The organism is Chamaesiphon sp. OTE_20_metabat_361 (assembly GCF_031364565.1).
Window position 1 is genome coordinate 1 of sequence record NZ_JANLWO010000649.1, and the last position, 7,312, is coordinate 7,312.

A 7,312-nucleotide genomic window follows, 5' to 3' on the forward strand; every position below is an offset into this window, starting at 1 on the left:
CAGATCCAGATCGGAACCGGATGGCAGAATATTGTGTGCTTCTTCTAAATAAATCAAAATCTCAGGAAGATCGGTTCTGCCTTGACGGAACAATTCCTGATTCTGGCGGAACACATACCACATAATTCTATCAGCAGAAGACTGATTGATTTCAGGATCGCCACTAGACTGATCGATGATAACCAAACGTCCTTGTGTCAAATGCTGATATATCTCTACTGCATAATCCGATGTTGTACTGGAAGTATGCTGATTGCGAACTTGACCAATCTGTTTAGCTCCATTAGGGCGACTAAACATCTCTAGGATCTTTTTCAAGTCTTCATCTGCCCAAGGATCTCCAGACGCTCTAGGTCTTTTTGTAATGTACCATTCTTCAAATTTTTTATACTCACCCTGCCCATCGTTCATAAATTTATAGAGAGATTCAAACGCGCTAGCCAATTCCGACCAATTAGGATTTGACTTTTGAAAATATACAGCAGCAGATTTGTAACTCGCTGAATCACCTGATGTACTCTCATCCAAAGCTTTAATAAGCTCTTGGTTGAATAATGATTGGGTATTCGCATTTATATTTAATGGAGGATCGAAGCCTGCTTTGCGTAAAAGTGCGCGGTATGCTAACACTCTTCTCGAATAGCGTGTCATAGCAGACCTATCATTTGCATCAGGTTTTTCAAAACCAATTTGACGAAAATTCTGAATATACTTTGAACCATCATTGGCTAACGTCGCATCAATAATCTCCTTACCAACTTGAAGATTATTTTCTTCAAAAAAGTTGAGAAGCATTAACTTACGATTTGGATCGTTAGGATGAGGTAAACTACCGTAAGTTATCACGTCTTCTTGCTTTCCAGCAGAATTAGATTTCCAGATGTTCTTAATAGAAGTAGGATTATCTCCTTTTTTAGCATCTTGAACGTTATCATTTGCGTATTCACCATTTGGATCGAAAATAAGCTGACCAGTTTTGAGTGAATCTTGCCCTGAAAATCTAAGATTGAAGACAGACTGAAGAATAATTTTAGTGGTATTAGACTTACCAGTACGAGTCATCCCAAAAAGAGCAGTTTTTTGACCTAGTAAGTCCGCTGGTAAAAGTTGAACCTCTACGTCTGAAATACCTTGAAAGGATCGATTGGTTGATGCGTAGCGAATACAGCCAACCGTTACAGATTCATTAGTTTGTATGTCCTTACGTTCTGGATCGCGGTAGTTCACAATACAAGACAATGCACGATCGTTAGGTTTATAAACCTTTAAACCTCGATTTGGATAGTAGTTAGATAAGTCACTACCAAATCTCAAAACCAGTGCCTCTGGTGATTCATTATTAGGATCTCGATCTAGGAAAAAAGTACCTACAACTTTACACTTCACACCAGCATAGGATAGTAGTTGATTAGTTGAAGCATCCATAAAGTCGGGGCTATCCCAATGAATATCTTCCCCACTGGCTCTCTGTGCTGACTCTACACGCACTCGTTCTGCCTCAAACGCGTTAGGAAGAGAAGCCGCATCCATAACACGCAAAAGGATTATTGAAGCATCTTCAGTTTTATAATCGGTAGGTTCTTCTGGGTTGATGCGAGTTGCGATCAAAAAGCTGAGACTTGGAATGCCACCCACCTCTCTACGATTAAAATCATGGATTTGGACAAGTGCTGTTTCGTAGCTGATTGAGTAAACCTCTCCAACATACTGACTCTTTTGGATCAGTGGTTTGAATTGTTCTTTGGCGGCTGAAGTAATTGCATTCCGCTGATCGCCTTCAAAAGCATCTTCGAGGTTTGAAGCCATAAATAATCTAGAATATTTTTTTAGTTAAGCCAGCCATAGCTTTCTCTATCGAGGATCTATAACCTTCAAGGTATGTATTTTACAGAGTACCCATAGAATATACTCTCATACCTTTTCAAGTCAGCACGTCAAACAAATTTTATATTTGAGGAGATATCAATCATGCTACATATTTCGGTACGTCGATCTGCCAACACATTCTGGGATCTGCTTGGCACAGTCCCAAAACGTAGATTATCGAATATATTTTAACCGATCTAAGCTATTGCAGCGTCATGAGATCGTCTAGCTTTGGCTTTGAGTAACCAATTGCTCGACTTGCCTAATCTGAGAGTGAACAAACATTCGTATCTATAAAAATCTCAACATCGCCGTTCATACTGAATATAGGATAGAGCAATTTACGCTTACTCAATAAATCCCGAACTGTAGATCGATCGACACACAAAGTATTCAGGTAAGATTGAGGGCAACCCGATTACTCAAAGGTGAGAATTAATTACCTTGACATTACTCTCCACCATCGCCGCATCACCCCTATCCCTGCAAGATATCGCCCAGCGGGACTTGCTTCAGGAACTAATCGCCGATCGCAGGTCGCCCAATACGCGGCGGACGTATACTAAGGCATTGGTAGATTTTTTCATGCAGGTAGCTCAGGCTGCGCCGACACCAGCATTAGTCGGGGAATTTTTGGCACTCGATCGCTATCAGGCGATGACGTTAGTATTGAGGTATCGCCGAATATTAACAGATAAAGGATTGGCTCCATCTACTATCAATACCCGACTGGCGGCGATTAAAAGTTTGGTGGGTTATGCGCGGAAGGTGGGGGAATGTCACTACGATCTGGCGGATGTGGAAGGGGTAAGGGTGGAGACTTATCGGGATACTTCGGGGGTGAATCCGACGGAGTATCAGTTGACGATCGGGATGTGCGATCGGGATACTGTTAAAGGGGTACGGGATTATGCGATCCTGCGGTTATTGTGGGATAACGCGCTCAGGCGGGCGGAATTGTGTCAAGCGAATGTCAAGGATTTCGATCCGCAGGGGAGTAAGTTGTGGATTATTGGGAAAGGGAAGGTGCAGCGGGAACCCGTCGATCTCAGCCGTCAGTCGGTACAGGCGATTCAGGCGTGGTTGGAATTGCGGGGGAAATGTAAAGCCAGCGAGCCGTTATTTTGTACGCTCGATCGGGCGACGAAGGGGCATCGACTGAGCGGGAATGCGATCTATAATCTCGTCAGAGAGACGAGTGCAGCAGCGGGGATATACAAGGTGATGAGTCCCCACCGTGTCCGTCACAGTGCGATTACGGCGGCTTTGGATGCGACGAATGGGGATACGCGGAGGGTGCAGAAATTGAGCCGTCATGCGGATCTGAATACTTTGACGCGGTACGATGACAACAGGCGGCATCATCAAGGCGAAGTTACCAAGATTTTGGCAGAATTGGTGTAGAACGAGCAAAATCTCGACCGTGTATGGCTCGGAGCAGCCGAATTCAGGATACTTCCTCCAGTGGTTCGATCGGATGTATCGATCGATGTATCAGAAGGCTGGGAAGCGGAGGAATCACCTGGAAAGGTTGAGTTTGATTACTGATTTTCGCCAGAAGCTTGATAATCTCCACCTGTTATCGATCGTGCATAATTTATGAAAGGAGAACATAAAAATCGGTAAATGAGTGGAAGCGGTGGCGGTGGTGGCTATGAGTATCAAGCGAGGGCAACAGCCTATGTTGCTGTGCATATCTTGACTCAGCAAAAGCTGGGTTGGATTGACACAGCAGACGATATACCTGTTTCTGTTGCTGTAGAGACGGGTGGAGCTGGAGACGATCTTGCAATTACGCTTCAAAACGGGATCATTATAGAGTTACAAGCTAAACATGGCTTACAAAAAAACAAGCTGTGGGAACCGATTGTTAAACTAGCTCAGGGTCTTCAAGAAAATCCCTCACTCTATGGCATTCTCTTGACTGATTCGACAGCCAGCAAAGTTATTCGAGAAGAGTTACGAAAAGATCTCCAGCGACTTGGACAAGGACGGACAGATAGATTAAAAACAATTACTCAAGAGCTTCAGCAGAAACTTTCTGAGTCTAATATCTCTTCTGAGCCAGATCTGTTTAGACGACTTTCAATTCGTGTCCTCGATCTGGATGATGGCTTACAAAACTCAGAATCTGCCTGTAAAATGCTCCCGCAAGTTTTGGAGAATCAAAATCAAGCCAGCACAGCATGGAAAATATTTTGGGGAGAAGGGTTAAATCTAACTACTAACAGAGGTCGTCGTGATGCCACTGCATGGGCAAGATTATTGAGTAACGAGTCTATTCAGTTAGCCAGTGACAAACAAAATCCGGCTGTTATCTCGGAAATTTACAGAACATGGCTTCAAGAGACCACCTCTCATCTGATTGTGCCAGGGATTCGTGAAAAGTTTTCAATGCAAAGCGATTGGCTTTCATTACGAGCAAAACAATACAGTGGGGAACAAGAGCCTTTCAACGCAAAATTTATTCCTGAACTCTACCCTTTGAGCATTGTTGCAGGTGAACCAGGTAGCGGTAAAAGCACTTTTACCAAATATTTATCACATCATTTAGCTAGCTTAGGAAAAACAGTTTTACGAGTCCGCCTTCCCTCTGTTTGCAAGCTATTAGGTAGTAACGAATTTGAAGATGCAATCTTGAGAGCTGCGGCTGGCAATTCTTCTCTTAGTTTAGAACAGTCTCAGTTTGCACTGAGCAAACCTGATTATCTACTTGCTGATGGATTAGATGAATGTGGCGACAATCGAGCAGTCATATCCGAAAAATTACGGGATTGGGCAAATGGACAATCTACGACTAGAATTATTGTCACAACTCGTATTGATTCTGAACCAGAGTATCTTCCTGGGTGGCAACTTCTAAAACTACTACCCTTAGAAGATTCAGATACTATAAAATTTGCCAAACGATTATTGGGAGATTCATTTGATGAAGCCAAGTTTAAGAGTTGGCTTCAGACTAGTGAAAGTACCTCGCTTGCAGCTAAAAATCCTTTGTTATTAGGATTCCTAATTCAGATCTTTCGAGAGCATGACGAACCAATTCAAAACAGGGCAAAACTATATGAGAAAATTATCGATCTTGCTTACAAGCAACTATTACAGGATAAAGACCCAATCTCACTCGAAGAACCAACTGCAAAACGTATTATTGAGATAGTAGGATGGGAACTACTCAATAATCCTCAATGTTCAGAAAGAGAGCTTTGGAATAATGTAGGCGAAAAATTGGAGTATGAATTGAATGTCCCATCATTAGAAGCAAAAAATCAAGCAAAAAAAGGGGTACTGTTTTGGGAGCAGCGGCGTATTTTAGAACGCATCAACATTGGGTGTGATGATGTGATAGTTTTCTTACATCTCACAATAGGTGAATATGCAGCAGGAGGTTATGCTTGTGAGATGGAAGATAATAACTTCTATCAATGGTTAATAGAAGTCAATCAAAATCATATGTGGAGAGAGCCTACTCTATTTGCCATAGATATAGAGAATGCTCATGACTTCCCTCAGTGCTTACGGAAAGCAAAACAAAATTACAGATGGAGAGAATCTATTTTATTCGCGGCTGATTTAGGTAAAGCAGAAACTATTATCAATTTTTTACTTCAACAAGTAGAGGATGAAGATGAAAATAAATTTAACGAAATTTTGTTTGCGGTAGAAGTACTGAGAAAATCTACCGATTCTCCAGTTAAATTAGTCAAAAAAGTTATCGAACGACTGAAAAATGGTTTAGAATCGCCTACGCAATCGATTGTTTTCAAAACGGCGGATATATTACTTTCCTTATCTTTAAATGCTCCTGAATTAATTGGTACTGTCTCACAACCTTATCTTCTGCATTCTCAGTCATGGACAAGATTAGCTGCCATTACGCTCTCGCTTGGATCTGGAAATGAATGTGTTTTCGATGTAAATGAGATAGAAGAACAAATTGATAAAATTATTCTTGAGGCTGAACAGAAGAGGCAATGCTCTTCACCAAGCAAAAATATATTTTCACTTCGGCCTAGAATCGACAATCTTAAAATACAGTTTTTAATTAAATCTTTCGTATTTTTATTGCAAGAACAGCCATCTCTCGAAAATTGTCATCGGATGAAAAAAAGTTTCGATCTAGTGGTTGCCGTCAAAAAAAGTGATAATTTACGAGAAGTTGTCTCGAAAAAATTAATCGAGTCATCAAGAACACTGGAAAACAAAAGTACTCATTTGAGCCAAAAAGTAACACAGAAAGAATTGTGTAAGACTTCGAGACGAATACTGTTCGATTTATACGATCCTATGGCGTTTATAAGAAATTTTGAGCGATTGATTTCAGATGCAAAAGTAAAGCTGGGGAAATTAAAATCCGAGCAACAAAACAAAAGCACCGATCGATTATTCTTAGAATCAATTATTCGTGTTTTAAAATACTCATCAATATCTATATTGCCAGATAATACTCCACAGCATTTTGTTCTTCTAGGTATCCTTACAAAAGGTATGGGTTATTGGGACACTGGTATTCAAGAGTGGGAGGCTATAGGACAATACCCCATACCAGAAGTAGTTAATGCTGTAATCGAAGGTGCAATTGTTGCGATGGATCTCGATCGTCAGAAATTAGCAACTGAAGCAAAAGTTCTTTTAGATCGACTAGAGCGACATTTTCATTATGAAGATTTAGATGAGATTGAATTTATACTTGCAAATCCAACAGGTAATTTAGATAAATTTAATTGGGCTTGCGATCGACTATCTAATGCCGATCTATTTCTATGTCGGAGCATTCCTCAAGTGCCTGCCGATCCACAATGGGAGCGTGTAAAAAGCATAGAATTCCCTATCCAAACCTTGACAGATGCACTCGATCATCCTTCCGCAATCATTAAATCTAATGCTTATAAAATTCTTTGTCAGAAAATTGGAGAAGATCGAGCAATGGAGATCATTAGAGAAAAAGGATTGATTGCATAGGTTATTATTGCTACCTTATTCGATCGACAATTGCTATAAGATTTGCCGTGCTGCCAAAGTCTCAAATCGATCGCTCAAAGCCTTCGCCGCTGACTTATCTCTCAACAGCACCCCAGCCTCAATATTTCGATCGTGTGCAGCTTCCGTAAAATTCGCCGAAGTCACCAGTAGATATTCCTCATCGATGACTACGCATTCTGCATGGAGACAAGCTCTCGTGCGACCGCCAATCTCTAACGTTGGCGTAGCCTACCGGAGGTAATCACGGGTCGTAGAATATATCTGGAAGTCTCTTTCCTGGCCAGATCTCCGCCCGGAAGCGGTGGGCATATTCCTTGACTAAAATAGCCGTTGGGGTAGTGTCTTTGAAATCCCGCTTGATGTTGAGAAACAGCCTGACTTGGAGCTGGAAATCTTTGTCCATCTTGGCTGCTAGTCCACCGAAAAGGGTGGCAGCATTTTCGGCTTTGTCGTTGGCGTAGCC

Annotated in this window: 4 protein-coding genes and 1 pseudogene; 2 read left to right on the plus strand and 3 right to left on the minus strand. The window is 41.5% G+C overall.

Features of this window, described 5'->3' with window-relative positions:
- On the minus strand, nt 1-1,806 hold a 1,806-nt coding region (locus RMO35_RS18600; RefSeq protein WP_309743007.1), incomplete at its 3' end, for a helicase HerA domain-containing protein.
- A 504-nt stretch (nt 1,807-2,310) separates the two neighbouring features.
- Here RMO35_RS18600 and RMO35_RS18605 point away from each other — a divergent pair.
- Both RMO35_RS18605 and RMO35_RS18610 read left to right on the plus strand, forming a co-directional pair.
- Nucleotides 2,311-3,270, plus strand: a complete 960-nt coding sequence (locus RMO35_RS18605) for a tyrosine-type recombinase/integrase (RefSeq protein ID WP_309743009.1) — start codon at nt 2,311-2,313, stop codon at nt 3,268-3,270.
- Nucleotides 3,271-3,492: 222 nt separating this feature from the next.
- The gene (locus tag RMO35_RS18610; RefSeq protein ID WP_309743011.1) at nt 3,493-6,828 is read left to right on the plus strand and encodes a hypothetical protein; all 3,336 of its coding nucleotides are present in this window, start codon (nt 3,493-3,495) and stop codon (nt 6,826-6,828) included.
- 33 nt (nt 6,829-6,861) lie between these two features.
- Here the strand turns inward: RMO35_RS18610 and RMO35_RS18615 are convergent, their stop codons facing one another.
- Together RMO35_RS18615 and RMO35_RS18620 are read right to left on the minus strand one after the other, a co-directional pair.
- The gene (locus tag RMO35_RS18615) at nt 6,862-6,993 is read right to left on the minus strand and encodes a hypothetical protein (RefSeq protein ID WP_309743013.1); all 132 of its coding nucleotides are present in this window, start codon (nt 6,991-6,993) and stop codon (nt 6,862-6,864) included.
- Between the two features lie 97 nt (nt 6,994-7,090).
- Nucleotides 7,091-7,312: pseudogene (locus tag RMO35_RS18620) on the minus strand (phospholipase); the annotation flags it as partial.